Below are 25770 nucleotides of genomic sequence, written 5' to 3'. Positions count from 1 at the left end.
CCCCCGTAGCAGCTGCCGAAGGCTGCGTCCGGCCACGGCGCGGTACACCTTTGGAGATACGCAGCGCCATTGGACGCGGCCTGCGGCCGCTGCTACAGAAACCGCGTTGGTTGGGCAGGGTAGGAGCCGGCCTTGGCCGCGATGCACCCCCGTAGCAGCTGCCGAAGGCTGCGTCCGGCCACGGCGCGGTACACCTTTGGAGATACGCAGCGCCATTGGACGCGGCCTGCGGCCGCTGCTACGGGGATGGCGCCACTCACGCCAACACCGCCACCGCCTTGATCTGCGCCCACACCGCGCTGCCCACGCCCAGCCCCAGCTGGTCCCACGAATAGCGTGTTACCCGCGCCAGCAACGGTGTGCCTGCCGCGTCCAGGCTCACCAGCACGTGAGCGCTGTTGTCCGCCACCCGCTGGCCGGTGACGGTCACCGGCAGGCGGTTGAGGATGCTGCTCTGGCCCTGGCCGTCCAGGCTCAGGCTGACGTCGCGGGCCTGCACCTTGACCCGCAGCGGGCTGCCCAGGGGCAGCGGGCCGTGGGCCACGCGGATGTGCAGGTCGGTGTTGGGCAGGGCCAGGCTGAGCAGTTGGTAGGCGGGATCATGGGCCTGGACCTGGCCGTGGATGATGACGCCGGCGTCGTCGCCTAGGGCCAGCGGCAAATCCAGGCGCGCCAGGGTCTGGGCGATGGGGCCGCTGGCCAGCACCTGGCCGGCGTCCAGCAGCACCAGGTGGTCGGCCAGGCGCGCCACTTCGTCCTGGGCGTGGCTGACGTACACCACCGGGATGTCCAGTTCGTCGTGCAGGCGCTCCAGGTACGGCAGGATCTCGGCCTTGCGCTGGCTGTCCAGCGCCGCCAGCGGCTCGTCCATCAGCAGCAGGCCGGGGCTGGCCAGCAGGGCGCGGGCAATGCCCACGCGCTGGCGTTCGCCGCCGGACAGGTGGGTAGGCATGCGTGTCAGCAGGTGGCCGATGCCCAGCAGCTCGCAGGCCTGCTCCAACTCGACCTTGCGCTGGCTGGCGGCGATGCGTTTCCAGCCAAACTCCAGGTTGCGCCGCACGTTGAGGTGGGCGAACAGGCTGGCTTCCTGGAACACGTAGCCCAGGGGGCGCTGGTGCGGCGGCAGGAACAGGCCGCGCTGGCTGTCCTGCCAGACCTGGCCGTTGATTTCGATGTAGGCGTCGGCGGCGCGCTCAAGGCCGGCCAGGCAGCGCAGGCAGGTGGTCTTGCCCGAGCCGGACTGACCGAACAGCGCGGTGACGCCGCGGCCCGGCAGTTGCAGGTCGACGTCCAGGGTAAAAGCGGGGAAGCGCTGGCGGATGCGCGCTGTCAGGGTGGCGGCCACGGGTCAACTCCAGCGGGCTTTGGCGTGGCCGCGGGCGTACAAGGCCAGCAGCACCAGGAACGAAAAGACCAGCATGGCACCGGCCAGCCAGTGGGCCTGGGCGTACTCCATGGCTTCCACATGGTCGTAGATCTGCACCGAGACCACGCGGGTCTTGTCGGGGATGTTGCCGCCGATCATCAGCACCACGCCGAACTCACCCACGGTATGGGCAAAGCCCAGGATGCTGGCGGTGACGAAGCCGGGGCGGGCCAGCGGCACCACCACGCTGAAGAAGCAGTCCCAGGGGCTGGCGCGCAGGGTCGCGGCCACCTCCAGGGGGCGGTCGCCGATGGCGGTGAAGGCGTTTTGCAACGGCTGCACCACGAACGGCAGGGAATAGATGGCCGAGCCGATCACCAGGCCCGCGAAGCTGAAGGTCAGGGTGCCCAGGCCCAGGGCCTGGGTGGCATGGCCGATGAAACCGTTGGGCCCCATGGCCAGTAGCAGGTAGAAACCGATGACCGTGGGTGGCAGCACCAGCGGCAGCGCCACCACGGCCCCCACCGGCCCGCGCAGGCGCGAGCGGGTGCGGGCCAGCCACCAGGCGATCGGGGTGCCGATCACCAGCAGCAACAGGGTCGTCAGCGACGCCAGCTTGACCGTCAGCCAGATGGCCGACAGGTCACTTGCATCCAGTGGCATCAGAGCTCATAGCCGTAGGACTTGATGATGGCGGCGGCTTTCGGGCCTTTCAGGTACTGCACCAGGGCCTTGGCGGCGGCGCTGTCCTTGCCCTTGTTGAGGATGACCGCGTCCTGCTTGATCGGGTCATGCAGGTTGGCCGGCACGATCCACGCCGAGCCGCTGGTGACCTTGCCGTCCTTGTAGATCTGCGACAGCGCCACGAAGCCCAGCTCGGCGTTGCCGGTGGAGACGAACTGGTAGGCCTGGGTGATGTTCTGGCCTTCGACGATCTTGGCCTTGGTGGCCTCGGTGAGTTTCAGCTTGTCCAGCACCTGGGTGGCGGCCAGTCCGTAGGGCGCGGCTTTCGGGTTGGCGATGGACAGGTGCTGGTACTGATTGGCCTTGAGTACCTCGCCCTTGCCGTCGACGTAGCCGTCCTTGGCCGACCACAGCGCCAGGGTGCCCACGGCATAGGTGAAGCGCGAGCCCTTGACGGTGTCGCCTTCGCTTTCAAGCTTGGCGGGGGTGGTGTCGTCGGCGGCCAGGAACACCTCGAACGGCGCGCCGTTCTTGATCTGGGTGTAGAACTGGCCGGTGGCGCCGTAGGCCGCGACCAGCTTGTGGCCGGTGTCGGCCTCGAAGTCCTTGGCGATGGCCTGGATGGGCGCGGTGAAGTTGGCGGCTACGGCCACCTGCACTTCATCGGCGTGGGCGTTGAAGGCCAGGGCGGCAAACAGGCCGAGGAGGGCGAGGCGAGGGGGGCTGACGGACATGCTGAAACTCCTTTTTTGAATTTTTCGTTATGTTCGCGAATATATAGCGAAGCGCCATAAGTGCCTACCCCCCCCAGTGATGGCGGGACGCAGCCTTCGGCGGCTGCTACGGGGGGCGCGTTCGACAATGGTTGACAATCGAGACGGCCAGTCTAATATCGGTGTTCATGACTACGCCAACCCAAGCACCCGTCCCCCGCAGACCCGGCCGCCCCCCCAAGGTGCCTCGCGAGCATTACGACACCCGCGAGCTGCTGGTCCGTTGCGGTACTGAAATCCTCACCGAGCAAGGCTTCAGCGCCACCGGCATCGACATGATCCTCAAGCGCGTCGGGGTGCCCAAGGGCTCGTTCTATCACTACTTCGCCAGCAAGGATGCCTTCGGCCGGGCCTTGCTCGACAACTACGCGCAGTACTTCGCCGCCAAGCTCGACCGCTGGCTGCTGGATGAGTCGGTAGCGCCGCTGGAGCGCGTGCTGGCGTTTGCCGAGGACGCGCAGAAGGGCATGGCCAAGCACGAATACCGCCGTGGTTGCCTGGTAGGCAACCTGGGCCAGGAAATCTCGGTGCTGCCCGAGGGCTACCGCGAGGCCATCGACGCGGTGTTCCGGGATTGGCAGCAGCGTTTGAGCACCTGCCTCAAGGCCGCCCAGGCCGCCGGCGACCTGCCCAAGGAAGCCGACTGCGACGAGCTGGCGGCGTTTTTCTGGACCGGTTGGGAAGGCGCGGTGTTGCGCGCCCGGCTGGTACGCAGCGCGCAGCCCATGCGCGTGTTCGTCAGCGGCTTCCTGCGCTCGGCGTTTTTCCAGATCTGAGGTTGATCAAGCCGGCGCTGCCGGCTTTTTCAGCGCCATTAAAAGACAATCGGTCTATATAAGGGAGAGCTCCATGTTCAACGCTATCGTGATCGAGAAGGATGAGCAGGGCCAGCGCGCCGCCGTGCAGGCGCTGGATGAGGCGCAGCTGCCTGCGGGCAACGTTACCGTCGCGGTGGCCTACAGCACCCTCAACTACAAGGACGGCCTGGCCATTACCGGCCAGGGCCCGGTGGTGCGCAGTTTCCCCATGGTGCCGGGCATCGACCTGGTGGGCACGGTGCAAAGCAGCCAGCACGCCGATTTCAAGCCGGGTGACGCGGTGCTGCTCAACGGCTGGGGCGTGGGCGAGGGGCATTGGGGCGGGCTGGCGCAGCAGGCGCGGCTGGACGGCGACTGGCTGATTCCGTTGCCCAAGGCCTTCACGCCGGCCGAAGCCATGGCCATCGGCACCGCCGGTTACACGGCGATGCTGTGCGTGATGGCCCTGGAGCGCCATGGCGTGACGCCAGACCAGGGTGAGGTGCTGGTAACCGGCGCCAACGGCGGGGTCGGCAGCTTCGCCATCGCCCTGCTGGCCAGGCTCGGCTACCGGGTGGTGGCGTCCACCGGCCGCGCCAGTGAGCACGACTACCTCAAGCGCCTGGGTGCCAGCGAAGTGATCGACCGCGCCAGCCTGTCGGCGCCGGGCAAACCGCTGGCGAAGGAACGTTGGGCGGGGGCGGTGGACTCAGTGGGCAGCCACACCCTGGCCAACGTCTGCGCCAGCACCCGCTACCACGGCGCGGTGGCGGCCTGCGGCCTGGCCCAGGGCATGGATTTCCCAGGCTCGGTGGCGCCGTTCATTCTGCGGGGGGTGGCGTTGCTGGGTATCGACAGCGTCAAGCGGCCCAAGGCCGACCGGGTCGAGGCCTGGGACCGCCTGGCCCGCGACCTGGATCGCGCGCTGTTGCCGCTGATCAGCCGTGAAATTGGCTTGAGTGAAGCGGTGGAAGTGGCCAATCAATTGATGGCCGGCACCGTGCGCGGGCGCGTGGTGGTGGACGTCAACCGCTGACGGTCAGCGCTTGCCCATCGAACGGCGAGTGCCGTTGGGCGCGCGGCCGGGGGTCTTGTCGTGGTTGGACTTGCCGGCGCCGGGGTAGGTGGCGGCTTTTTTCGCCGCGGCGAAGGCGCCGGGCTTGAACGGGAAGCTGAACGCCGGCACGGCGGCCTGGCTGTCGCTGCCGGTGTCTTCGGGCAGGGCTTGGGCAGGGGCTTGTTGGTCGACAGACATGCGGGAACTCCGGGGCGTGCAGGGTAGTGTCCGGGGCCGTCCCCGGGAGCCGCGCAGTATACCTGCGCGGCTGCGCGGGCGCGCCTACTCGCCGCGAATATATTGCTCCAGCTGGCGGATCAGGTCGGCCTGCTCGGCAATGGCTTCCTTGACCAGGTCACCGATGGACAGCAGCCCCACCAACTGGCCATCCACCACCACCGGCAGGTGGCGCAGGTGGCCGTCGGTCATCATGTTCATGCAGGCGTCGATGTTCTGGTGGGTGTCCACGGTCACCACCTTGGCGCTCATGATGTCGCGCACCGGCGTGCCGACTGACGACCGCCCCGCAAGCACCACCTTGCGGGCGTAGTCGCGTTCACTGACGATGCCCACCACGGCGCCATCCTTGACCACCGGCAGGGCGCCGACGTTTTTCTCGGCCATCAGGCGCAGGGCCTCGACCACCATCTGGTCGGGGCCGATGGTGTGCACCTGCTGATTGTGCTGGGCCTTGAGCTTGAGTAATTCGGCAACGGTCTTCATCACAGCCTCTGCGGTTCTGGTTATACGCACAGCGTAGCAGCAACTGACTTGTGGGAGCTGGCTTGCCAGCGAGCTTTTATGGCCCCAACAGCTCGCTGGCAAGCCAGCTCCCACAGGATGCAGCTGCGGCCAGGCTGCGTCCGGGCGCGCGTTACTGCACCTTCGGCGGCTGCGCGCCCTTGGGCCACAGCAGCCAGATCTGCCCCTGCTGCTTCATGTTGCCCGCCAGTTCGCCGGCCTTGTCGCCGGTGCCCCAGAACAGGTCCGCGCGCACTTCGCCGGCAATGGCGCCGCCGGTGTCCTGGGCGGCCACCGGGCGTACGATGGTCTTGCCGTCGGGGCTGGTGGTGTTCAGCCACAGCAGGCTGCCCAGCGGGATGACCTTGCGGTCGATGGCCACGCTGTAGCCGGCGGTCAGCGGCACGTTCAGCGAGCCGCGCGGGCCCTCGTTGCTGTCCGGGCGGGTGGAGAAGAACACGTAGCTGGGGTTGCTGGCCAGCAGCTCCGGCACCCGTGCCGGGTTGGCGGTGGCCCAGTCGCGGATCTTGCCCATGCTGACTTCCTCCTTCTTCAGCAGGCCCTGTTCCACCAGCCAGCGGCCCACCGGCTTGTAGGGCCAGCCGTTCTGGTCGGCATAACCGATGCGCAGCTGGCGGCCGCTGTCCAGCTGGATGCGCCCCGAGCCCTGGATCTGCAGGAATTGCAGGTCCATGGGGTTGGTCAGCCAGGCCAGGGTGGGCGCGTTGACTGGTTTCTGGTTAATGGCGGAAGCGTCGTCATAGGGGCGCAGCACATGGCCGTCCAGGCGCCCGCGCAGGCGCTTGCCCTTGAGTTCGGGGTAGACGCTGTCCAGCGCTACCACGATGAGGTCGTCGGGCACGCCCAGCACCGGCACGGTGTGCTGGTCGTCGCGGGCCAGGCTGCCGGGGTACACCGGCTCGTAATAGCCGGTGATCAGGCCGCGGTCCTGGTCCTGGCCCGAGCGCAGGCTGTACACCTGCAATTGGTTTTGCAGGAAGGCGCGCACGGCGGCCGGTTGCGCCTGCACCTGGGCGGCGGCCGCGCAGGTGGCGCCCCAGGTGGCGTCCTTGGCCAGGCGCTGGCAGGCCGAGTTCCAGGCGGTGTAGCCGGCCATCAGGTCGGCGTCGCTGACCGCCGGCAGGGCGCTCCAGTCGACACTGACGTAGGTGGTGGGTGGCGGTGGCTTGGGCTTGCCGAAGTCGCAGCCGGCCAGCAGCGCCAGCACACCGGTGGCGGCCAGCAGCAGGCGTGGCCATTTGATCGCTGAAGTCTTCACTCAGGGGGTGTCCGCAATACGAGTGGAAAGGGGCGTAGCTTGGGCAAAGGCGGGCGCGGCGTCAAATCGTCGGGCAAGCAGGTATAATGGATGTTTATCCAGCGGTTCGACGAGGTCAGTGCAGTGGATGTCCAGCAAGGTTTTATCCTGACCCGCCATTGGCGCGACACGCCGGCGGGAACGGAGGTCGAGTTCTGGCTCGCCACCGACGCTGGGCCCCGCCAGGTGCGCCTGCCCGTGCAGCCCGCGGTGGCCTTCGTGCCGGCCGAGCAGGCCGCGCAGGCCCAGGCTCTGGTGGCGCCGCAGGCGGGTGCCGAGCTGCGGCCGCTGGCGCTGCAGGACTTCCACCACCGGCCGGTGCACGGCCTGTACTGCCAGCAGTACAGGCACCTGCTGGACCTGGAAAAGAGCCTGCGGCGCAACGGCATCGACGTCTACGAGGCCGACATTCGCCCGCCCGAGCGCTACCTGATGGAGCGCTTTATCAATGCCCCGGCCAGCATCGCCGGGCGCGACGACGGCAGCGGCCTGCTACTGGACGCCCAGCTCAAGCCAGCGCCGGGCTACCGCCCCAACCTCAAGCTGCTGTCGCTGGACATCGAGACCACCGAGCACGGCGAGCTGTATTGCATCGGCCTGCAGGGCTGCGGCCAGCGCCAGGTGTACATGCTGGGCCCGGCCAACGGCGACGCTAGCGGGCTGGACTTCGACCTGCAGTACTGCCCGTCGCGGGTCGAGCTGCTGGAATGCCTGAACCAGTGGATGGCCGAGCATGACCCCGACGCCATCATCGGCTGGAACGTGGTGCAGTTCGACCTGCGCGTGCTGCACGAGCAGGCTCGGCGCCACGGCGTGCAACTGCGCCTGGGGCGCAATGGCGGCGAGCTGCTGTGGCGCGAACACGGCAGCGGCAACGGGCACTACTTCGCCAGCGCCGCCGGGCGGCTAATCATCGACGGCATCGAGGCGCTGCGCCAGGCCACCTGGAGCTTCCCCTCGTTCAGCCTGGAAAACGTCGCCCAGACGCTGCTGGGCGAGGGCAAGGATATTTCCACGCCGTACCAGCGCATGGACGAGATCAACCGCCTGTTCGCCGAGGACAAGCCGGCCCTGGCGCGCTACAACCTCAAGGACTGCGAGCTGGTGCTGGGCATCTTCGACAAGACCCGCATCATGGACTTCCTGCTCGAGCGCGCGACCGTCACCGGCCTGCCCGCCGACCAGAGCGGCGGCTCGGTGGCGGCGTTCACCCACCTGTACCTGCCGCTGATGCACCGCCAGGGCTTCGTCGCCCCCAACCTGGGCGAACGCCCGCCCCAGGCCAGCCCCGGCGGCTTCGTCATGGACTCGCGGCCGGGCCTGTACGAATCGGTGCTGGTGCTGGACTACAAGAGCCTGTACCCGTCGATCATCCGCAGCTTCCTGATCGACCCCATCGGCCTGGTCGAAGGCCTGCGCCTGCCTGACGATGCGCACTCGGTGCCCGGCTTCCTCGGCGCGCGCTTCTCGCGCACGCGCCATTGCCTGCCGTCTATCGTGCGCACCGTGTGGCAGGGCCGTGAGGCGGCGAAAGCCCAGGGCAACCAGCCGTTGTCCCAGGCACTGAAGATCATCATGAACGCCTTCTACGGCGTGCTCGGCTCCAGCGGCTGCCGCTTCTTCGACCCGCGCCTGGCGTCTTCAATCACCCTGCGTGGCCACCAGATCATGCAGCGCACCCGCCAGCTGGTCGAAGCCCAGGGCTTCGAAGTGATCTATGGCGACACCGACTCCACCTTCGTCTGGCTCAAGCGCGCCCACGGCCAGCAAGAGGCCGCCGACATTGGCCAGGCGCTGGTGGCCCACGTCAACGCGTACTGGCGTAGCCACCTGCAGGCCGAGTACGGCCTGGAAAGCGCCCTGGAACTGCAGTTCGAAACCCATTACAGCCGCTTCCTGATGCCCACCATTCGCGGCGCCGAGGAGGGCAGCAAGAAACGCTACGCCGGCCTGGTGCGGCGTGCCGACGGCAGCGACGAGATGATCTACAAGGGCCTGGAGGCCGTGCGCACCGACTGGTCGCCGCTGGCCCGGGCGTTCCAGCAGGAACTGTACGAGCGCATCTTTCATCACCGGCCCTACCAGGCCTACCTGCGCGACCTGGTGCAGCGCACCCTGGCCGGCGAGCTGGATGCCCAACTGGTGTACCGCAAGCGCCTGCGCCGGCCGCTGGACGACTATGAACGCAACGTGCCGCCCCACGTGCGCGCCGCGCGCCTGGCCGACGAGTACAACGCCCGCCACGGCCGGCCCCTGCAATACCAGCGTGGCGGCTGGATCAGCTACGTCATCACCCTGGCGGGGCCGCAGCCGCTGGAAGCCATCGACGCGGCCATCGACTACGACCATTACATCAGCCGCCAGCTGCAGCCGGTGGCGGACGGCATCCTGCCGTTCGTGAACGACGATTTCGCCACCCTGGTTGGTGGGCAGATGGGGTTGTTCTAACGTTGCCTTGCGGCACACGTTCCTAATTATCTACCACCGCCATATCCCCTAACCTTGATCGCGCACCCCAACGGAGAACAATCCCATGAACAGGATCGCCGCCCTAGCCTTGATACTGCTCTGCAGCCTGGGCACCGCACAGGCCCGCCAGAACGCCCAGCCAAGGGGCGAGGCAGGCGTGTTCGACTACTACCTGCTCAGCCTGTCCTGGTCGCCGACCTTCTGTCTCACCCACGGCAACAACCCCCAGTGCAGCGGCAAGGGCTACGGCTTCGTCCTCCATGGCCTGTGGCCGCAGTACCAGGCTGGTGGCTGGCCACAGCGCTGTGCGCCAGTCACGCCCTTGACGACGGCGCAGCGCGATCAAGGCGCCACCTTGTTCCCCAGCCGCCAACTACTGACCCATGAATGGGAGCGTCACGGTACCTGCAGCGGGCTGGACGCCTCGGCCTACCTGGCAACGGCCGACAAGGCCCTGGGCCGGGTCAAGGTACCGGCCGCGTTGCAACCCTCCGAAAGTGCCCAGACCTTCGCGCCGCGGCAGATCGTCGAGCTGTTCCGCCAGGCCAACCCGGGCCTGCCGGCCGACGGCGTGGTGGTGCGCTGCAGCGGCGCGCAATTGGCCGAGGTGAAAGTCTGCCTGGGCAAGGACCTTGGCTTCGTTGCCTGTGGGCGCGGCGTAAAGATGCAATGCGCGCAGGATGAGGTCAGGGTGCCGGGGGTTCGCTGAGCCGGTGCATCGGGCCAGCACGGGGCTGTTTCGCCGGCTGCACAGGTTCCCGGTTATCGCACTTCACCTGAACCCGTAAGGTGGGTTTGTCGCTGCAGTGACATAACCTGGATACGGAGTGAGGTGAACCTATGGAATGGGTCAAACAACAAACTGATGAGTTGGCCGGGGCCGCGCAACAGTTGCCGGCAAAGCTTCTGGGGCTTGCTGCGACGGCGCAGCCAGGCGGCCGCGATACTGGGTTGCTGGTAACCCGTGGGGACATATTCAAGATCAAGCGCTATGAGCGCCTGGGCTTGAGCCTGCCGACCACGACGGCGCAGGTCGAAGCGGCGCTGGGGTATGGGACAAGTTACGTGGGCGGCTTCGAGCCCGCCGACTTCGTGGTGCTGTACAGCGTCATCCATGAGCATGCCGTCGGTTGGTCCGGTATTGAGCAGCAGGTAAAGCTGGTCAACACCAAGCTGGGCAGCTTTGCATCGGACTTCCTCACCAGCGGGGAACGGTTGGTCAGGTACGTGGACACCATGGATTGGCTGGACCCGTTCGAAACCAGCATCCGCGATTTGAAACCGGAGGATATCGCGGGCTTGCTGCCCGAGTTGCTGTCCGAAGGGGATTTGAAGAAGAAGAATAACTTGCAGGTTATTTTGCAGCGGATGCGCCGCTCTATCACTGAACAGAAAAACGCGGTGGAGGACGTGCGGGCAAAAATAAGTGTTTTTGCCGATGTGTTGAGCCAGCAATTGCTACCCAGGGTCAACCGCAAGATCCACCTGGGGCGCCGGCACCGGCTGACCGACAGTATCGCCACGCTCGATGAGGAAATCGTGCGCCTGGCGGATGAAATAAAGGTGAAGCGGGAAGAATACGATCAATTGGTCAAGAGTATTTTAATCGGGCTGGTGTTCGGCCTGGTCGGCGGTTTGATCATGGTCAATATCTTCGGCGAAGACGCCGAACGAGTTCGCCAGGAGCGCAACAGTCTGATTGAAGAGCGTGACCGGAAAATCCAGGAAAGTAAAAGCAAAGCGCCGCTCATCGAGGCTGTGAGCAGTCTGGTCGGCTACCTCGAACACATTGAAATTACCATGACCGATGCGTTGGCGGGCGCGCAGAATTTGCGCAGCGTGTGGGATGTATTGCACGCCTGGGTTGATAATTCCGAAAATAAACTGAAAGCCATCAAGGATCAATCATCCATGGCAGAGTTTGCCCTGGAGTTTGAGTTGGTGCTGGAACCATGGAAACAGATCAAAGAACAATCCAATACGTTGGCCGCTACCTTTAACCGCGCCATCAATGACTGGAATAGTGGGGTGAAAGTATGAGTATCTCTTTAATTAGGGGCATTGAAACAGTACCTGCTATCGATGCTGCGAAAATCAAGGGATTGTTCAAGTCTATCCGTGAAGCGTCGGGCTCGCTTGATCTGGCGTTTGACTTGAACGTGCACGAAAACGTGGAGGCATTGTTCATTACGTCGCTGTCGGCTAGCGATGAAATCCGCTCGGGGCTGGTGCGGTTGCGTGCCCTGTTGATGGCCAATAACCTTAAAGCCACGCTGCAGGCCAGGTTGGAAAAGGCCGAGGCCCGCGACACCCTGGATAAGCGCGAAAACGCGGTGACCCTCGTCTGGCAATACATTGGGCGGGAGGTCAATGAGCTGCGCGGTTCGATGGAACAAGTGGCCGACTCGCTCACCCAGGCGGCGCTGAACATGGAGCAGATAAACCTGAGCGCGCGGCCCGAAAAGTTGCTTGCCCGGCTGAAAATGGATACGCAGCAACGCAGGGTCGAATTGGTAAAGACGACTGAGCGTCATGGGCAGTTGCTTGAGGATCGGCAACTGCTGGATGACACGATCGCGGCGTTGGACAAGCTGGACTGGAAGGACCTGAGCGAGTTGCTGCCCACTGCCGAGGAAGTGGAAATGCTGAAGGCCGACCCGACCCAGACGGCGTTGATTCAATCAGGCCTCGACCGCTTGAAAAAACTGATAGGGAACGTGGCGAGCGCCATCACCTTCCGAGACGCCATCCGCCTTCGCGATGAGCTTCGCGCAGAGCAGGAGCGCGCCCGCGAAGGCCTTCGACTGTCGAACGCGACACTGCTCGAATACACGCATCGCGAAGAGGCCCTGGGTACGGTGTTGGCGTTGCACGACCAGAAACAGTCGTTACAGCAGGAACTGCTACGTGTGGCCCCGGTACTGGGGCATTACGACCTGACCCTGATGATGAAGCATGAGGCACGTGATTTTGCCGGGCTGCTCAAGCAGGTAGACGAATGTGCGACGTTCGTTGATGGCGCCTATATGCAGGTGCGCTGACGGTACTGTGCGCGGTGGCCGAGGGCGTGTTCGAGGCCATCGCGCAATCCATGGCAAGACAGGAGTCACTATGCATACCAATCCAGTGGTCGGCTTTTTTACTCTCGAGGATGTCCGCGCCTTGTGTGCATTTGCACGCTTGGTCGAGGAGCTGCCAAGTAACAACGTTCAGCTGAATGAAGTAGTCGACGGCAACGAACACTTGACCAGGTGGCTGTGGCGTACACCGCGCCTCATCAACTGCGCCGATATCACCGGCGCGGGCAAGGCCTGGCCGCCCTTGCGCGCCGAGCTGAAGTTGCTGGTCAGCAAGATCGAACTGATTGGCGACCAGTTGGAGCCGTTGGGAACGGACTTGCTGGAAACCCTGGAGCGGGCGTTGGCGCTCGAGGAAGACGACGACAGCGCGTTGACTGCCATTGAGCGGCCGGCGTGTGGGAGTGCTCTGCAGCGCCTGGCGTTGTTCACGTCCCACGCCAATCGCGGCGTCGTGTTGGCCAACGGCGTTCGCGACCAGGCCCATCGGTTTACCCACGACCTGCGCACCAAGGCGTTGCCGTCGTTGCGCAAATTGTTGGTCGCGACGAACCTTGACTGTGACGAGTCGTGGTTTCCAGGCAAGACCTTCGAAGAGTTTCGAGCGTTGTTGTGGCGGTTCCAGCAGGACGATACCGTCGACGTTGGCGCCAGCGCCTTGTTGGATGTGTGCGCACTACTGCATGACTATATCCAGGCCGCCGCCGAACGACTGGCTGCGATTCAGGATAAGGTCAAGCTACTGGAGTCGATTCTGTGTCTTGAGGAGGTGCTGAACCTGTGGCGCGAAGTGCGCCGGCAAGCCCGCCAGACGCTTGAGGTGCTAGCGTAGGGCTATGGCACCAGCACCCGTCGCGCCTGTTCCGCCCCGAATACGCAACTCACGTCATGCCCGCAGCCAGGCACTATCACCAACGGTGCCTGCTGGCTGCGGGCATAGGCCTGGGCGCGCTCCAGGCGGTACTGGCCCTGGGCCTGGGCGGCGCAGGAGCGGTCCAGCACTGAATAGGCGGTGCCTTTGCCGGTGCCGGTGTCGGTGTCGAGGCCGCCGGCCAAGTAATGCACCTCGGCCGCCGCGTATTGCCGTTGCGCGCTGGCAGCATCCCCGGGCAGCCAGGCGGGCAACGAGTCAGTGCCATACTTCCACTGGTTCATCGTCGGGCAGTCCTTGGTCGGGGAAGGGCGTTCGGTGCTGAAGTAAAGCCAGCTGCCTGGGTCCGCCACTACGAAGCGCAGGCCCGGCTGCGGCGCGGCGAAGCCGATGTAATGCTGCACCAGCTGCGCCCCTGCGGAAAAACCTGCCACCGTAATGGACTGCACCTGCGGCCACTGCCTGCGCACCTGCGCGATCAGCGCGTCCATGGCCTTGAACGAGGTGACCTGCGGTGCGTTCAGCGCCGGCTCGCCCTGAGCCCAGCCACCGCAGCTCCACACCAGGTCGCCAGGCTGGGGCTCCGGCTCCTCGCCCCGGCATTTGCCTGACCGTGCCGCAAACAGCGGTGCAATCACCAGCCCATCCGGGCTCGCTGCGGTGCCGGCGTCGAACGTAGCCTTGGCATCATGATGAAAGCCATGCACTACGATCAGCGCCGAGCGCGCCTGGCGGTTGGCCGCCTGCGAGGCGTAGTAATGCAGCTGGCCCTGGCCGGGCACGGGCGTCACCGCCAGCCACTGGCTGGCGTGGGCGAAGGCGGGCAAGGCGAACAGCAGGGCGAGCCAGTGGCGCATGGCGGGGTACTCGTCGAGGGGTAGCGGCAGATTACCACTTGGCTATGCCGCGCCAGATGAATCTGGCACTCTTCAAGCCCCGCAGCCGAAGGAACGCAGGCCATGCCCACGGATTTTCAAGTCAGCGGCGCCAATGACGCCGCCCTGTTCAGCCTCAAGCTGCACCGCAGCGAAGGTATGCTGCTGTTGGCGATGAATTGGAAAAACGGCCCGCCACCGGCGGATTTCGTCGGCTTCGGCATCGAGTACAAGGAGCCGGGCGGCGACCGCTTCTACGCCCTCAACAACCGCCTGACGTTCCCCACCGCCGACGGCAGCGTGCCCACCACGGCGCTGTCCAGCCTGCTGTCGCCGATCCAGAAATTTCGCTGGGTACACTTCCCGCGCAATGCCGAACTGCCCGGCGCCTTCACCTACCGGGTCACCCCGGTGTTCATGAACGCTCAGGACCAGCTCAGCTACGGCGAGGCCCAGAGTGGCGACATCGAACTGCAGCGCGATACCTGGCCGGGCCAGCTCAACGTCACCTTCACCCGCGGCTACGTGTCGTCCCAGGCGTTCGTGGAGCGCTACGGCAAGGACGACCGCAACCTGGCCACGCTGCTGCCACGCAAGGCCGACGACGGCCTGGACTTCGTACCCAGCAACCCCGACGCCAGCGCCGCGCTCGAATGGATGGGCTTCGAGGCCCGCGAGGCGATCCTGGCGGTGCTCGACCAGGCCGTGGCCGACAGCGGTGCCAAGGTGCAGGTGATTGCCTATGACCTCAACGAGCCCCACGTGGTCGGGCTCCTGGAAAAACTGGGCAGCCGCCTGCAGATCATCATCGACGACAGCAGCGACCACGGCGCCGCCGACTCCGCCGAAACCCTGGCGGCCACACGGCTGGCCCAGGGCGGCGCCACGGTAAAGCGCCAGCACATGGCCAGCCTGCAGCACAACAAGGTCATCCTGCTGGACGGTACTGCCGTGAAAACCGTGCGGCTCCACCAACTTCAGCTGGCGCGGCTTGTACGTGCAGGCCAACAACGCCCTGGTGCTGCAGGGCCAGACCGCGCTGGGCCTGTTCCAGGCTGCGTTCGCGCAATACTGGGCCAGCAGCGCCGCCAAGGCGTTCGGCGCCCAGCCGCCGGCCCAGTGGCACAGCCTGGGCCTGGACAACATCGACGCCCAGGTGACGTTCTCGCCCCACGCCCTGGACAACGCCGCCCTGGCCGGGCTGGGCAGCGACATCGCCACCACCGGCTCCAGCCTGCTGTTCTCCCTGGCCTTCCTCTACCAGACCAATGGCCCGATCCAGGCGGCGATCAAGCAGGTGGCGGGCAACCCCCAGGTGTTCGTCTACGGTATCTCCGACCGGCAGATGCAGCAGGGGCTGGACGTGCTGCTGCCGGGCGGTGAAAGCGCGATATTGCACGCGGCGGCGCTGAACAAGAACATCCCGGCGCCGTTCCAGGCCGAGCCCACCGGGCTGATCGGTGGCGCCGGGGTGCGCCTGCATCACAAGTTCGTGGTCATCGATTTCGACAAGCCCAGCGCGCGGGTGTACATGGGTTCCTACAATTTTGCCGACGCCGCCGACCGCAGCAACGGCGAGAACCTGCTGCTGATCCGCGACCGCCGCGTGGCCGTGGCCTACATGGTGGAGGCCGTGCGGTTGCTGGACCACTACCACTTCCGCGTGGCCCAGGAAAGCGCCAACGCCGGCACGCGCAAGGCCCTGACCTTGCAGCGCCCGCCCCGGCAGGCCGGCGAAAGCGCGTGGTGGCAGGAGGATTACAGTGATGCGCGCAAGGTCCAGGACCGTGAGTTGTTTGCCTGATGCGTCGTGGGGGTCGGGACGCGGCCTTTGGCCGCTGCTACGGGGATTCGCGGCGTCCGGGGGCTCAGAAGGACGCTACGATCCGCCCCAGCATCGCCATCGCGTCCTCGTTGCGCTTGTCCCACGGGTGCCCATGGTTCAGCCGCGCGCAATGGCTGAACCCGCGTGTGGCGGAAAAGATCGGCCCCGGGGCAATGCTGATGCCCTGGGCCAGCGCCAGTTGGAACAGCTGCAGCGCGTCCACTTTCTCGGGAAACTCGAACCACAGGAAATAGCCGCCGTCGGGGCGGGTCACCCGCGTGCGCTCGGGGAAATGCCGCGCCGCCGAGGCCAGCATGGCGCTCTGCTGCATTTCCAGGTTGTGCCGCAGCTTGCGCAGGTGGCGGTCGTAGCCGCCGTGCTGCAGGTAATCGGCAATGGCCGCCTGGGCCGGCACCGAGGGCGAAATAGTAGTCATCAGCTTCAGCCGGCTGATCGCCTGGGCAAAGCGCCCGCCGGCCACCCAGCCCACCCGGTAGCCAGGCGCCAGGCTCTTGGAAAACGAACCGCAGTGCATCACCAGCCCGTCGCGGTCCAGGCGCTTCACCGGCTGCTGGGGTTGCGGGCCGTAATGCAGCTCGCTGTAGACGTCGTCCTCGATCAGCGGCACCTGGTGGCGCTGCAGCAGGCCGTACAGCGCTTCTTTGGCCGGCCCCGGCAGGCTGGCGCCCAGCGGGTTCTGCAGGCTGCTCATGAACCAGCAGGCCTTGATCGGCAGGCGTTGCAGGCGGTCTTCCAGCACGCTCAGGTTGACGCCTTCGCGCGGGTGCACCGGGATCTCCACCGCCTTGAGCTTCAAGCGTTCCAGCACCTGCAAGGTGGCGTAGAAGGCCGGCGACTCGATGGCCACCAAATCGCCGGGCTGGGTCACCGATTGCAGGCACAGGTTCAGCGCTTCCATGGCGCCGTTGGTGATCACCAGCTCGTCCATGGCCAGGTGCACGCCACTGATCATGTAGCGCAGGGCGATCTGCCGGCGCAGGTCGGGGTTGCCGGCGGTCATGTCGGCGATCACCGCCTGGGGTGCCATGTCGCGCACCGTGCGGGCCATGGACCGTGCCAGGCGCTGCAAGGGGTACAGGTCGGGGCTGGGGAAGGCCGAGCCGAACGGCACGGTGCCCGGGTCCTTGAGCGAACCGAGCACGGAAAACACCAGCTCGCTGACGTCCACGTCGGTGCTTTCGGCCTGCCGGTCGGTGATGGCCGGCTCGTCCAGCGGGCGTGCCTGCTGCTCGCGCACGAAGTACCCCGAGCGCGGCCGCGCCTGGATCAGGCCGCGGTCCTCCAGCAGGTAATAGGCCTGGAACACGGTAGAAGGGCTGACCACGAAGGTACGGCTGGCGGTGCGCACTGACGGCACCTTTTCACCGGCCTTGAGCACCCCGTTGCGGATCATCAGGGCAATGTCGTCAGCAAGCTGTTCGTAGCGTTTCATGGCGGGCCGGTGCGGGGGAGGGGGCACCAGCATGGCGCCAAATCTGCCTGCATACCAGCGGCAGATTCGGTGCAAAACAGCAGATCAGACGATGGGCTCGAGCCCGGCGAAGGGTTGCGGCCACGGCGTCAGGATCTCGAAACCGTCGTCGGTCACCGCCACCATGTGCTCCCACTGCGCCGACCACGAGCGGTCGCGGGTCAGCACCGTCCAGCCATCGGCCAGGGTCTGGGTGCCGCGCTTGCCGGCGTTGAGCATCGGCTCCACGGTGAAGATCATGCCCTTCACCAGCTTCATGCCCTGGCCCTTCATGCCGTAGTGCAGCACCTGCGGCTCGTCATGGTAGACCTTGCCGATGCCGTGCCCGCAGTACTCGCGCACCACGCTGAAGCCGGCGCCCTCGGCCACCGTCTGGATGGCATGGCCAATGTCACCCAAGTGCGCGCCCGGGCGCACCTGGCGGATGCCGGCGCACATGGCTTCGTACGTAATACGTATCAGGCGCTGGGCTTCATCGTTGACAGTGCCCACCTGGTACATGCGGCTGGTGTCGCCGAACCAGCCGTCCTTGATCACCGCCACGTCGATGTTGAGGATGTCGCCATCGGCCAGCGGCTTGCCGTTGGGGATGCCGTGGCAGATCACCTCGTTGGGCGAGGCGCAGATGGTCTTGGGGAACCCGTGGTAGCCGATGTTGGCCGGCTTGGCCTTCTGCACGTTGACGATGTAGTCGTGGCAGATGCGATCCAGCTCGTCGGTGGTCACCCCGGGCTTCACATAGGGGGCGATCATGTGCAGCACATCGGCGGCCAGCTTGCCGGCAATGCGCGACTGCTCGATATCGGCGGCGCTGTTGATCGTGACTTTCTTGCTCATTGTACGTTCCCGGCCAGTTGGCGTTGGTCCATGCAGTTGGCGACCGTCTGCAGGTCGAAGCCGCCGGCCTGTTCGGCGCGGATCAGCAATTGCGTGAGTTCATTGTGGGGCAGGTGCGGGTGCAGCTCGGCCAGCATGCCGATGCGCATCCAGTGTTCGGCCTGGGCGTTGATGGAACGGCTCAGGGCGTTGGAGGTGATGCGCAGGTTCTCGTGCATCACATCGGAGATTTTCACGATGCCCATGGGGGAGGGTCCGTATATGAAATGTATATGGAACATATGGTATCCGCCCCGCCCAACAAATGCCAGCGCCCACGCCCTGTAGCAGCGGCCTCCAGGCCGCGTCCTGGCCCCAATGCCGGTCATGTACCTGTCATGTTTCATTGCTAGCGTTGCGCGCGGTCGTCTGTACCGCCGCCCATACAACAATGAAACATCAGGACGTTCGCCATGCTCCCTACCTCTGCGCGCAAGCCGTTCATCATCCGTTCCGACGCCATGGGCACGGACGAATTCGGCGCGCTGTTCAGCCGGGTGTTCGGTGATCTTTACGCCGATGTGCCGCGCTTCGGCCAGCTGATGGGCGTGGCCGGGGTGTATGGCCGTTATGAGGGCGTGAGCTTCCGGCGCATGAGCTACCGCGGCAACTTCACCGTGCAGATCCCCGACTTGAACGACGAGATCACGTTCGTGATTCCCACCGCGGGGCAGATCATCTTCAACATCGGCGACGAGGCCGTGGGGCGGCCCGACGTGGGCCTGGCGGTGGAGAAAAGCGCGGTGCGCTCGGTGACCTTCGTCGACGGCCACGGCCAGCACGGCATTTCCGTGCGCCGCGGGCTGTTTACCCAGCGCCTGGCCACGCTGCTGGGGCGGCCGGTGGTGAAGAAAATCCACTTCGAACCGGTGGTGGACCTCAACCGCCCGGCCTTCAAGGCCATTCGTGCGCTGGTGGATTTCGCCACCGGCGCCGAGCTGGATGCGCTGATGAACGCCAGCGTGCTGATGCCCACGCGCTTGCAGGAGATGCTGGTGGACGCGCTGCTGGAGGGCTGGCCGCACAGCTACAGTGAAGCCTTGCAGCGCCCCGGGCCGAGCATTGCGCCGCGCCATGTGCGCCTGGCCATGGACTACATCCAAGAGCATCCTCATTGCCTGGTCAGCGGCACCGAACTGGCGCAGCTGAGCAACGTCAGCCTGCGCGCCTTGCAGGAAGGGTTTCGGCGGTTCATGGGCACCTCGATCGTCGCCTATCAGCGTCAGGTGCGGTTGGAGCGGGCCTACCAGGCGTTGCGCCAGGGGCCGGTGGTGTCGGTGACGGACGTCGCCCTGGGGCTGGGCTTCTCCAACGTCGGGCGCTTCTGCCAGTACTTCCAGAGCGCCTACGGCGTCACTCCCCAGGACGTGCGCAAGGGCCGGTAGCGCGGGCTACCGGCCCCGCCCTGATCAGAAGCGGTAGCTGGCCTTCAGGCTGCCGCTGGCACCCTGGCTGTCGCCACCGCTGACGGCGCCCACCTCGGCGCCGACGCTGACGTTGCCCAGGCTGGCGGTCAGGTTCACCGCGCCGCTGTACAGGTCGCGGGTAGCGAAGGCGGCGCGCTGGTCCACGTCGAAGCCCAGGATGCTCGCCGAGCTGTCGACATGGGCGTTGCCCAGCACGTGCTCGTAGCCTACCTGCAGGCCCGGCACCAGGCTCCAGCCACCGCTGATGCCGATCGGCGCCAGCGCTGCCTTGAGGTTGGCGAAGGCGCTGCGGCGGGTCTGCTGGTTGCTGTCGACGTCCAGCGCCAGGTCGCTGCCTTTCTCGTCGAAACCGGCCAGGTTCAGGTGGCTGATGCGCACGCCGGCGCTGGGCTCCAGGGTGACGGCGCTGATCGGCAGGCGGTAGCCCAGGGCCAGGCTGGCGGCGCTGAGGGTGCCGTGGGTGTCGCCCCTGGTCGAGCCCAGGCCGCCGCCCAGTTGGCGCTTGCTGTCGTAGTCGACGTAGCCGGTGCTGGCGTCGGCGGCCACGAACAGGCCGCGGTCCAGGCTGTCGAGGGCCAGGCGCGCGCCGGCGGACAGGAAGGTGTAGTCGGTGGTTACTTCACCGCCGGCGCCGCCCACGCTGCCGTGGCTGTAGCCGAAGCTGGCGTGGCCGCTGAGCTGCTCGCTGAAGCGCTGGGTGAGGCCGACCATGGTGCCCTGGGTGTGCTCGTTGCTGCTCTCGGCGTGGGCCGAACCGTCGGTGCCCAGGTAGCCGGCAAGGCCAGCGGTCCACAGGCTGCGCTGGCCGACCTTGAGGTCGGTGCCGCTGGTGTAGGGCGCCGCGGCGGCGTCGATCAGGGCGTTCTGGCGCAGCAGGAAGGCGGCGGCGTCGGCGTGCACCTGGCCGCCGATGGTGTTCTGCACGCCGCCCAGGGTGCCGGCGTCGATGGCCGATTGCAGGTAGTAGTTGTAGTCGGTGTAGGCGCCCGACAGGCTGCTGTTCTGCAGGCGTTGCAGCAGCAGCGCGCCAGCGGCGGCGTTGCCTACCATGGCGTCCTGGCCGGGCAGGCTGTTGTAGTACACCATCTTGCCGCGCAGCACGTAGATGGTGGCTTGCGACAGGCCCAGGCCTTCCTTGAGGTAGTTGTCCATGCTGCCGTACAGCGCGGTGATCTCGTCGAGGCCGGCCTGCAGGTAGCTGGCGTCCACGGTCAGCAGCGGCTCGTAGATGGCCGCCATGCTCGAGGGCAGCGCCGCCAGGGTGGCGGCCACACGGGTGGCGGTGTAGTCGTTGGTGGCCAGGTAGTTGGCCATGATGGTGGCGCTGTCCACCCCGGCGATGCTCAGCAGCACGGCGGCGGTCCAGCCGGTGCGGTCCTTGCCGGCGGTGCAGTTGAACAGCGCGGCGCCGTCGGTGGACGCCAGGTCGTTGAACAGGGTAGCGAACTGGCTGCGCATGCCGGCGTCGCTGACGAACTCGCGGTTGGTCTCCTGCATCATGGCCACGGCGTCGGCGGCGCTGCTGACCGAAATCGAAGTGATGTTGGCGCCGGAAGAGGCGTTGCCGATGATGTCGATGTTGGTGTAGGTGGCGCCGGTCAGCGGGCTGTCCGGGGTGGCGGCGATCTCGCTGGCGGTGCGCAGGTCATACACCGCGGTAATGCCCAGGGTGTTGAGGGTGGCGATGTCGGCGGCCGAACCCGACAGCGCGTTGGAGCGGTAGAACACGCCGGCGCGCATGGTGCCGTCGTTGGCGGTGGTGTAGGCGGTGGTGGTGCCGGCGATGTCGCGGAAGTTGTCGATGGTCGACAGGATCGGCGTATCGAGGGCGTAGGTCTCGGCGGCCTGCGCGGCGGAGATGGACAGACTCAACACAGACAGCGAAAACACAATGCGGTGCAACACGGTGTAGCTCCTTGGATACAAGTCAAGGTGGCTACTATCGGTATCGTCGGGGACGCGATTGTGACAAGTTCAGGTACAGGGTGAATGGCGGCGCGATGTGTCCGTGGCGTGCGTGATGTGTCTGTGTTGGGGCCGGACGCGGCCTGCGGCCGCTGCTACAGCCGTAGCAGCGGCCGCAGGCCGCGTCAGGCGCACCACCTACCAGCGGCCATAACCCCGGCCATGGTCATAACCGTAACCGTCATGATGGTAGTGGCCGCCATAACCATAGTAGTAAGGGCGCGGGGCCACCGGCACATATGTCACCGGCTGGTACACCGGCTGGTAGTAACCCTGCTGGTACGCCGGGCGGTAGTAGTGTTCATGGTACGACGGGCCACTCAGCGCGCCAGCGACGACTGCGCCTACCACGGCTCCAGCGATGACAGGCACGACCACGTTGCGTTCGCCTGCGCTGGCGGTGCCGGCGGCAATCAGGCAACCGGACAGGATCAGGGCTTGGGTCATCTTCGAAATCATGGGTGTCTCCTCAGGCGGATATGGGTTCGCCATGGAGCTATGAAACAACGGATTCGTGTCAGCAGACGTCTACATTTCGTAAAGGTTACGTAAACCTCTCACCGCCGGCTTTCCAGTGCCATGCGCACCGCCAGGCCCGCCAGCACGGTGCCCATCAGCCAGCGCTGCACGGTCTGCCACAGCGGCCGGCCACCGAGGAACACGGCAATGCTGCCCGCCGTCAGGGCGATCAGGCCGTTGACGCTGACGCTGATGACGATCTGCGTGGCGCCCAGCACCAGCGACTGCCCCAGCACGCTGCCATGGCCGGCGGGGGTGATGAACTGCGGCAGCAGCGACAGGTACATGACCGCGATCTTGGGGTTGAGCAGGTTGGTCACAAGGCCCATGGCGAACAACCGGCGCGGGCTGTCGGCGGGCAGGTCGCGCACCTGGAACGGCGAGCGGCCACCCGGCTTCACCGCCTGCCAGGCCAGGTACAGCAGGTACAGGGCGCCGCCCACGCGCAGGGTGTCGTAGGCGAACGGCACCGCCATCAGCAGGGCGGTGATGCCCAACGCCGCGCACAGCATGTACACCACGAAGCCCAGCGCCACGCCGCCCAAGGAGATCAACCCCGCCTTGCGGCCCTGGCAGATGGAGCGCGAAATCAGGTAGACCATGTTCGGGCCTGGGGTGAGCACCATGCCCAGGGAAATCAGGGCGAAGGCCAGCCAATGGGTAAGTTCGGGCATGGGGGCACTCCTGTGGGAATAGCGGCGCAAACAGCAGGAAAAATATTGTAGGACAATAACAGTTTTTGCACTCAAGCCCCTCATTTCCAAGCCGATAGTGATGCCACCAGCCTATGAGCCTTGAGATGTGGTCATGTTTAACAAGCGGTTGAAAGAAGAGTCGGCGCGCCTGCGCGAGAAGCTGTCCTCCATGGAGCAGGTGCAGCGTAGCCTGGACAGCGAGATGCTGGTGCTGACGCTCGACCCCCAGGGCCGGATCCTGTACACCAACGCCAACTTCGACAAGGAGTTGGGCCACCGCAGCGAACAACTCACCGGCCGCGCCCTGGTGGACCTGGTGCCCAGTGACGCCCGCGCCACCGACCACTTCAGCCGCATGAAGGCCGCCATCCAGGCCGGCGCCCATTGGGCCGGGGCCTTGCAGCTGATGCGTGGCGACGGCGGCGAGGCCTGGTTGCGCGCCATCGTGCAGCCGGTGCGCGACAGCGACGGTAAGGTGATTCATTGCTCGGTGTATGCCAACGACCTGACGCGCACCATCGAAACCTCCCGCGAGCACCAGAACCTGATCGACGCCCTGCAGCGCTCCACCGCTGTGATCGAGTTTGACCTGGACGGCAACGTGCAGACGGCCAACAGCCGCTTCCTCAGCGGCATGGGCTACCGCCTGGAACAGGTGCAGGGCAAGCACCACCGTATGTTCTGCTCGGCCGAGGAAGCCAACTCGGCCCAGTACCAGGCGTTCTGGGACACCCTGCGCCGGGGTGAATTCGTCGCCGACCGCTTCAAGCGCCTGGACAGCGCCGGCCGCGTGGTGTGGCTGGAAGCCTCCTACAACCCCATCGCCGACGTCCAGGGCCGCCTGTACAAAGTGGTGAAGTTCGCCACGGTGATCACCGACCTGGTCAACCGCGAACAGGCCGTGGCCCAGGCGGCGGACATCGCCTACACCACCTCGGAAGACACCGACGCCGCCGCGCGCCGGGGCAGCGGCGTGGTGCAGGACACCGTCGAGGTAATGCGCCAGCTGGCGGCGCAGATGCAGGCCGCCGCCGATGGCATCGCCGCCCTGGACCAGCAGTCCCAGGTGATCGGCACCATCATCAAGAGCATCAGCAGCATTGCCGACCAGACCAACCTGCTGGCGCTGAACGCGGCCATCGAGGCGGCGCGGGCGGGTGAGCAGGGCCGTGGCTTTGCCGTGGTGGCCGACGAAGTGCGCCAGCTGGCCTCGCGCACCAGCACCGCCACCGACGAGATCGTCACGGTGGTGCTGCAGAACCAGAAACTGGCAGCGGACGCGGTGCAGGTCATCGAACAGGGCAAGCGCCAGGCCGAACAGGGGCTGGCGCTGGCGGCGCAGTCCGGCGAGGTGATCGCCGAAATCCAGGACGGCGCGCGCAAGGTGGTGGACGCGGTGGGGCAGTTCAGCAGCCAGTTGAGCCATTAAGCATTGCGCACCGCCCTGTAGCAGCGGCCACCAGGCCGCGTCCGGGCATTGCGCGGAGCCTGCGGACGCGGCCCACGGGGCCTCGTCTATCGCGTCGCCTGCATCGCGGCCAAGGCCGGCTCCTACCACGTACGGCGTAGGAGCCGACTTTAGTCGCGATGCAGACGACGCCGTTTCAAGACAGTTACTGGTACGGGGGCGGCTCAACCATCTACCGCCAGCGTCACTTCCACCGCATCCGGGCGCCAGAATTCCAGGTCCAGCTCCACCACGTTGCCGTCCTCGTCAAAGCACAGCCGCTCCAGGTACAACCCGCTGGAGCCGCTGGCAATCTCCAGCCGTTCGCTCTGCTCCTCGTCCAGCAGGCACGGCTTGAGGCTGATCTGGCTGCGTGCCTGCTGGCGGCCGTAATGGTCGCGCAGCAGGGCGGTCAGCGAACCGTCCAGGCGCTGGTCGAGCAGGCCGGGGCAGGCGCTGGGGTTCAGCACGTTGGTCTCCAGCAGCACCGGGCGGCCGTCCACCCAGCGCCGCCGCTGCAGTTGGAACAACGGCTCACCGACGGCTACCTGCATGCGCTGGGCCAGCCAGGCATCGGCCGCACGCAGCTCGGCCAGCAGGCACTCGGTGCGCGGCTCGCGGCCCTGGGCGCTGACGTAGTCCATGAAGCCGGTGATGCGCGTGGGGTCGTAGCGGATGGGCACCGGCGACACGAACCAGCCGCGCCGGTGGCCGCGGTACAACGCGCCCTGGGCCTCCAGGCGCTGCAGTGCCTGGCGCAGGGTGACGCGGGTGCAGCCGAACTGCGCGGCCATGTCGCGTTCGGTGGCCAGGCGCGCGCCCGGCGCCAGGCGGCCGTTGGCGATGTCCTCGGCCAGCTGCTCGCCAATGCGCAGGTACTGGGCCTGGGCGGGGCGGATGCTCATGCCACCGCCTGCAGCGCCGCTTCGCGCGGCTGCTGCGCCAGGTCACGCTGCCAGGCGCGCAGGCCATACACTGCCAGCACGATGAAGCCGGCGTACAGCACCGCGGTCAGCGGCAGTTCCTTGTAGTAGTACAGGCCGGTGTACACCGCATCCAGGACGATCCACAGCCACCAATTGGCGACGAACTTGCGCGCCGCCCAATAGCTGGCCACCAGGCTGTAGCCGGTGAGGGTGGCGTCCAGCCACGGCACGGCGGCGTCGGTGAAGTGCGCCATGGCCGTGCCCAGCAGCACCGACAGCACGGCGCCGGCCACTAGGCTCAGCAGCGCCACGCGCGCCGGCAACGGCTCGATACGCACCTTGCCCTGGGCCAGGCGCCCGGTGCGCCAGCGCCACCAGCCGTAGCCCTGCAGGCCGGCGAACAGCACCTGCAGCAGCATGTCCGAGTACAGCTTCACGTCATAGAAAATCCACACGTAAAGCAGCACCGCCACTACGCCCACGGGCCAGCACCAGGGGGTGCGGCGGGCGGTCAGCCAGACGCCGAGGACGTTGACGATGACCGCGAGTATTTCCAGGTTCGACATGGTT

The 25770-nt window shown here is 66.2% G+C and carries 26 protein-coding genes and 1 pseudogene; 11 read left to right on the top strand and 16 right to left on the bottom strand.

Features of this window, described 5'->3' with window-relative positions; translation table 11 throughout:
• Window positions 1-256: 256 nt before the first annotated feature.
• Genes modC through modA form a run of 3 tightly spaced genes read right to left on the bottom strand, consistent with a single transcriptional unit; the run spans window position 257 to window position 2784 of the window.
• Complete coding sequence (modC, locus tag ACWKWX_RS30520; protein ID WP_483829687.1) at window positions 257-1345, bottom strand: molybdenum ABC transporter ATP-binding protein; 1089 nt, start codon at window positions 1343-1345, stop codon at window positions 257-259.
• Window positions 1346-1348: 3 nt separating this feature from the next.
• Entirely contained in the window at window positions 1349-2029 is a 681-nt protein-coding gene (modB, locus tag ACWKWX_RS30515) for a molybdate ABC transporter permease subunit (protein WP_416424641.1), read from the bottom strand.
• The gene (modA, locus tag ACWKWX_RS30510) at window positions 2029-2784 is read right to left on the bottom strand and encodes a molybdate ABC transporter substrate-binding protein (protein ID WP_416424640.1); all 756 of its coding nucleotides are present in this window, start codon (window positions 2782-2784) and stop codon (window positions 2029-2031) included. The genes modB and modA overlap by 1 nt, the downstream gene beginning before the upstream one ends.
• A gap of 167 nt (window positions 2785-2951) precedes the next feature.
• On the opposite strand from modA, the gene acuR reads away from it, so the two are divergent.
• Together acuR and acuI are read left to right on the top strand one after the other, a co-directional pair.
• Entirely contained in the window at window positions 2952-3599 is a 648-nt protein-coding gene (acuR, locus tag ACWKWX_RS30505; RefSeq protein ID WP_416424639.1) for an acrylate utilization transcriptional regulator AcuR, read from the top strand.
• Window positions 3600-3672: 73 nt separating this feature from the next.
• Complete coding sequence (acuI, locus tag ACWKWX_RS30500) at window positions 3673-4656, top strand: acrylyl-CoA reductase (NADPH) (protein WP_483829686.1); 984 nt, start codon at window positions 3673-3675, stop codon at window positions 4654-4656.
• A 3-nt stretch (window positions 4657-4659) separates the two neighbouring features.
• On the opposite strand, the gene ACWKWX_RS30495 is transcribed toward acuI, so the two are convergent.
• From ACWKWX_RS30495 to mltA, 3 genes are all read right to left on the bottom strand, one after another.
• Entirely contained in the window at window positions 4660-4875 is a 216-nt protein-coding gene (locus tag ACWKWX_RS30495) for a hypothetical protein (protein ID WP_416424637.1), read from the bottom strand.
• A gap of 84 nt (window positions 4876-4959) precedes the next feature.
• The gene (locus tag ACWKWX_RS30490) at window positions 4960-5400 is read right to left on the bottom strand and encodes a CBS domain-containing protein (RefSeq protein ID WP_483829685.1); all 441 of its coding nucleotides are present in this window, start codon (window positions 5398-5400) and stop codon (window positions 4960-4962) included.
• A gap of 151 nt (window positions 5401-5551) precedes the next feature.
• Entirely contained in the window at window positions 5552-6697 is a 1146-nt protein-coding gene (mltA, locus tag ACWKWX_RS30485) for a murein transglycosylase A (protein ID WP_483829684.1), read from the bottom strand.
• A 123-nt stretch (window positions 6698-6820) separates the two neighbouring features.
• Here mltA and ACWKWX_RS30480 point away from each other — a divergent pair, with 123 nt between their 5' ends.
• The 5 genes from ACWKWX_RS30480 to ACWKWX_RS30460 all read left to right on the top strand — a co-directional run bounded on the left by ACWKWX_RS30480 (window position 6821) and on the right by ACWKWX_RS30460 (window position 13114).
• Entirely contained in the window at window positions 6821-9184 is a 2364-nt protein-coding gene (locus ACWKWX_RS30480) for a DNA polymerase II (RefSeq protein ID WP_483829693.1), read from the top strand.
• A gap of 85 nt (window positions 9185-9269) precedes the next feature.
• Complete coding sequence (locus tag ACWKWX_RS30475; RefSeq protein WP_483829683.1) at window positions 9270-9914, top strand: ribonuclease T2 family protein; 645 nt, start codon at window positions 9270-9272, stop codon at window positions 9912-9914.
• Window positions 9915-10045: 131 nt separating this feature from the next.
• On the top strand, window positions 10046-11245 hold the full coding sequence (locus ACWKWX_RS30470) for an alpha-xenorhabdolysin family binary toxin subunit A (RefSeq protein ID WP_483829682.1): 1200 nt from the start codon (window positions 10046-10048) through the stop codon (window positions 11243-11245).
• Window positions 11242-12246 (top strand): alpha-xenorhabdolysin family binary toxin subunit B, encoded by a 1005-nt coding sequence (locus ACWKWX_RS30465; protein ID WP_483829681.1) that lies wholly within the window; start codon window positions 11242-11244, stop codon window positions 12244-12246. The genes ACWKWX_RS30470 and ACWKWX_RS30465 overlap by 4 nt, the downstream gene beginning before the upstream one ends.
• Window positions 12247-12316: 70 nt before the next feature.
• A complete protein-coding gene (locus ACWKWX_RS30460) occupies window positions 12317-13114 on the top strand; it encodes a hypothetical protein (RefSeq protein WP_483829680.1) in 798 nt (265 codons plus the stop codon).
• A 2-nt stretch (window positions 13115-13116) separates the two neighbouring features.
• Here ACWKWX_RS30460 and ACWKWX_RS30455 read toward each other — a convergent pair whose 3' ends face one another.
• Window positions 13117-14010, bottom strand: a complete 894-nt coding sequence (locus ACWKWX_RS30455; RefSeq protein WP_483829679.1) for a hypothetical protein — start codon at window positions 14008-14010, stop codon at window positions 13117-13119.
• A 72-nt stretch (window positions 14011-14082) separates the two neighbouring features.
• Entirely contained in the window at window positions 14083-15036 is a 954-nt protein-coding gene (locus ACWKWX_RS30450; RefSeq protein WP_483829678.1) for a hypothetical protein, read from the bottom strand.
• Here ACWKWX_RS30450 and ACWKWX_RS30445 point away from each other — a divergent pair.
• A complete protein-coding gene (locus ACWKWX_RS30445) occupies window positions 15026-15832 on the top strand; it encodes a phospholipase D-like domain-containing protein (protein ID WP_483829677.1) in 807 nt (268 codons plus the stop codon). The two genes, ACWKWX_RS30450 and ACWKWX_RS30445, sit on opposite strands and share 11 nt — an antisense overlap.
• 64 nt (window positions 15833-15896) lie before the next feature.
• Here the strand turns inward: ACWKWX_RS30445 and mapR are convergent, their stop codons facing one another.
• From mapR to ACWKWX_RS30430, 3 genes are all read right to left on the bottom strand, one after another.
• Complete coding sequence (mapR, locus tag ACWKWX_RS30440; protein WP_416424628.1) at window positions 15897-17306, bottom strand: GntR family transcriptional regulator MpaR; 1410 nt, start codon at window positions 17304-17306, stop codon at window positions 15897-15899.
• 84 nt (window positions 17307-17390) lie between these two features.
• On the bottom strand, window positions 17391-18182 hold the full coding sequence (gene map, locus ACWKWX_RS30435) for a type I methionyl aminopeptidase (RefSeq protein ID WP_416424627.1): 792 nt from the start codon (window positions 18180-18182) through the stop codon (window positions 17391-17393).
• Window positions 18179-18427, bottom strand: coding sequence for a ParD-like family protein (locus tag ACWKWX_RS30430; protein WP_416424626.1), 249 nt, complete (start codon window positions 18425-18427; stop codon window positions 18179-18181). Before ACWKWX_RS30430 ends, map begins: the two co-directional genes overlap by 4 nt.
• A gap of 207 nt (window positions 18428-18634) precedes the next feature.
• Here ACWKWX_RS30430 and ACWKWX_RS30425 point away from each other — a divergent pair, with 207 nt between their 5' ends.
• The gene (locus tag ACWKWX_RS30425) at window positions 18635-19606 is read left to right on the top strand and encodes a helix-turn-helix transcriptional regulator (protein WP_483829676.1); all 972 of its coding nucleotides are present in this window, start codon (window positions 18635-18637) and stop codon (window positions 19604-19606) included.
• Between the two features lie 24 nt (window positions 19607-19630).
• Here ACWKWX_RS30425 and ACWKWX_RS30420 read toward each other — a convergent pair whose 3' ends face one another.
• The 3 genes from ACWKWX_RS30420 to ACWKWX_RS30410 form a co-directional block, all read right to left on the bottom strand.
• Window positions 19631-21553 carry a tyrosine-protein phosphatase gene (locus ACWKWX_RS30420; RefSeq protein WP_483829675.1) on the bottom strand — a complete coding sequence of 641 codons (1923 nt, stop codon included), beginning with the start codon at window positions 21551-21553 and terminating at the stop codon, window positions 19631-19633.
• A gap of 198 nt (window positions 21554-21751) precedes the next feature.
• Entirely contained in the window at window positions 21752-22072 is a 321-nt protein-coding gene (locus tag ACWKWX_RS30415; RefSeq protein ID WP_483829674.1) for a hypothetical protein, read from the bottom strand.
• A 98-nt stretch (window positions 22073-22170) separates the two neighbouring features.
• Window positions 22171-22806: a LysE family translocator gene (locus ACWKWX_RS30410; protein ID WP_483829673.1), complete on the bottom strand. Its 636-nt coding sequence runs from the start codon at window positions 22804-22806 to the stop codon at window positions 22171-22173.
• 133 nt (window positions 22807-22939) lie between these two features.
• On the opposite strand from ACWKWX_RS30410, the pseudogene ACWKWX_RS30405 reads away from it, so the two are divergent.
• Window positions 22940-23716: pseudogene (locus ACWKWX_RS30405) on the top strand (PAS domain-containing protein); the annotation flags it as partial.
• Entirely contained in the window at window positions 23696-24256 is a 561-nt protein-coding gene (locus ACWKWX_RS30400) for a methyl-accepting chemotaxis protein (RefSeq protein ID WP_416427401.1), read from the top strand. The pseudogene ACWKWX_RS30405 and the gene ACWKWX_RS30400, both read left to right, overlap by 21 nt.
• Before the next feature lie 203 nt (window positions 24257-24459).
• Here ACWKWX_RS30400 and ACWKWX_RS30395 read toward each other — a convergent pair whose 3' ends face one another.
• Complete coding sequence (locus ACWKWX_RS30395; RefSeq protein ID WP_483829672.1) at window positions 24460-25179, bottom strand: UTRA domain-containing protein; 720 nt, start codon at window positions 25177-25179, stop codon at window positions 24460-24462.
• Window positions 25176-25766: a nicotinamide riboside transporter PnuC gene (gene pnuC / locus ACWKWX_RS30390; protein WP_483829671.1), complete on the bottom strand. Its 591-nt coding sequence runs from the start codon at window positions 25764-25766 to the stop codon at window positions 25176-25178. The genes ACWKWX_RS30395 and pnuC overlap by 4 nt, the downstream gene beginning before the upstream one ends.
• Window positions 25767-25770 lie beyond the last annotated feature (4 nt).

This window comes from Pseudomonas imperatae (genome assembly GCF_057128625.1).
Note: the sequence above shows the minus strand (reverse complement) of the source record. Positions and strands in the feature narration are given on the sequence as shown.